This window comes from Dialister sp. CAG:357, assembly GCF_000435155.1.
Classification (GTDB): domain Bacteria; phylum Bacillota; class Negativicutes; order Veillonellales; family Dialisteraceae; genus Dialister; species Dialister hominis.
Window position 1 is genome coordinate 1 of the sequence record NZ_FR896475.1, and the last position, 2,337, is coordinate 2,337.

A 2,337-nucleotide genomic window follows, 5' to 3' on the forward strand; every position below is an offset into this window, starting at 1 on the left:
TTATTTTTATCCCACAAAAAAGCGTGAAGAACCAGAATTTTTTCTATGTTTAAGTGTACACTTATTCGAATCGTTCCCGGGATCCGCGATGAATCCGAGATTTTTCTATACTGTACTATAAAAATGCCTTATACATGCAAAACAGGTCATTCTAAATGATATGTTTCTTAATCCCGGTTATTCTCATGATTTCCTCATATTTTCTTATGATTTCATTCATTTACTCGGTATTGACAAACATTGTCATTGATTTCCATGGAAACCATGTTATAATTAATTTAACAAATTCTAATCTGATAACGAAACAAGCATGGCACTGCCGGGAGTTCGGAGTTTGCCATTTTAAAGAACAAGGTCCTGCATGCAGGCCTTGTTCTTTGACGTTATGGGGTTTTCGAACTAAATGTTCGTTTACGTATGTTTGTCTATTATCTCAGGAGGAAGACTTTGAAACCGAAACAACTGGCCCTGCGCCTTGTGGAGATGGTGATCGTTCTTCTGGGCATCAGCTTCATCACGTTCTGTCTCGTGATGCTGTCCCCGGGAGATCCTGTCCGTCAGATGATTGCCGGCAATGAAGACATCGTCGTCAGCCAATTGGAAATCGATGCGCTGCGTCATGAGCTGGAGCTCGACCAGCCTTTCATTTACCAGTATCTGGACTGGCTGGGACGCGTACTGCATGGCAACTTCGGCTTTTCTTACCTCATGAAGAAGCCGGTCCTGGATGCCATTCTGGAAGCGCTTCCTGCGACTCTTCTTCTCGCCTGCTCCTCCTCGATTTTCATGCTCGTCTTCTCTGTGCCGCTTGGCATTTACACTGCCGTCCGCCAGAACAGCCGCTTCGACTATATCGTGAGGCTCTTCTCGTTTGCCGGCGTATCGATCCCGAATTTCTGGATGGGCCTCATGCTCCTCTGGCTTTTCGGACTGAAGCTGAATCTTTTCTCCATCATCGGCGGAACGATTTCTCTTGAAAATCTCGTCCTTCCGACGGTCACTCTTGGCATTGTCATGACATCCAAGTTCACAAGGCAGGTCCGCGCTGCTGTTCTTGAAGAACTCCAGCAGGACTATGTCATGGGCGCACGCGCCAGGGGCATTTCCGAGAGCCAGATTCTATGGAAGGAAGTCCTTCCTAATGCATTCCTGCCTCTGATCACGCTCTTCGGCCTTGCTTTCGGCTCGCTTCTTGGGGGCGCGGCTGTCGTGGAAATCATTTTCTCCTGGCCGGGCCTTGGCTACATGATCGTGCAGGCCATCACCTACCGTGACTTCCTGACGGTGCAGGCGGTCGTCCTCTGGATTGCTTTCATGTACATGGTGATCAATATCATCATCGACTTCTCCTATCAGCACTTGGATCCCAGGCTGAGGAAAGGAGGCCGCTGATGCACATGATAGCCCGCGGACTCCGGGAAAACAGGGTTTTCCTCGTGACGTCGATCCTGATTCTTTTTATTCTTCTCATTGCATTCCTTGCGCCGCACATTGCGCCTTATGATCCGCTTTCCGCTTCCACGAAGGATGCGAATCTGGCTCCGTCTTCGTCGCATATTTTCGGCACGGACAAGCTGGGCCGCGATGTTTTCTCCCGCATCCTCTGCGGTGCTGAGCGTTCGCTCTCCAGTGTCCTCTTCCTTGTCGCTCTCATTTTTGTCGTCGGCACGACAGCCGGTGTCATTTCCGGTTATGCAGGCGACATCGTCGATATCGTCATCATGCGTATCGCTGACATGATGATTTCCTTCCCGGGGATCATCCTTGCGATCGCGATTTCCGGCATCATGGGACCGTCCCTGATCAATGCGATGCTGGCTCTGACGGTCGTCACATGGACGAAGTATGCGCGGCTTTCTCGCTCGCTCGTCTTGAAATTAAAGGAAAGTGAATTCGTAGAAGCTGCCATTGTCAGCGGCGGCACTCACACTCACATCCTTTTGCATCATATTCTGCCAAATGTCCTTCCCCTTCTCGTCATTACGGCCGCTGCAGATATCGGCGCCATGATGATGGAACTGGCCGGACTTTCCTTCCTCGGATTCGGGAGCCAGCCGCCGCAGCCGGAATGGGGCCTCATGCTGAATGAGGGCCGCCTGCAGCTGCAGACCGCGCCATGGCTCATGTTCTTCCCGGGTTTTGCGATTTTCCTTTCTGTCGTCGTCTTCAATCTCTGGGGCGATGCACTCCGGGATGTCCTTGACCCGCATCAGGATCAGCAGTAAAAGGCGCAGGAAACGAATGGCAAGGTCTCCTCACTTGCATCCCGCCATCCCGTTTCCTTCGGATCACCCGGCTTCTTCCCAAAAGCCGCATGATTCTTTCCCATTGCCTTTT

The 2,337-nt window shown here is 50.8% G+C and carries 2 protein-coding genes; both read left to right on the forward strand.

Features of this window, described 5'->3' with window-relative positions; translation table 11 throughout:
* Nucleotides 1-447: 447 nt before the first annotated feature.
* Nucleotides 448-1,392: a nickel ABC transporter permease gene (gene nikB / locus M3200_RS08960; RefSeq protein WP_022383183.1), complete on the forward strand. Its 945-nt coding sequence runs from the start codon at nt 448-450 to the stop codon at nt 1,390-1,392.
* A complete protein-coding gene (nikC, locus tag M3200_RS08965; protein WP_022383184.1) occupies nt 1,392-2,225 on the forward strand; it encodes a nickel transporter permease in 834 nt (277 codons plus the stop codon). Before nikB ends, nikC begins: the two co-directional genes overlap by 1 nt.
* Nucleotides 2,226-2,337: the final 112 nt, after the last annotated feature.

Bases quoted from the DNA above. Each gene is read 5' to 3' on its own strand.
- nikC (WP_022383184.1), top strand. From the start codon at position 1,392: ATGCACATGATAGCCCGCGGACTCCGGGAAAACAGGGTTTTCCTCGTG.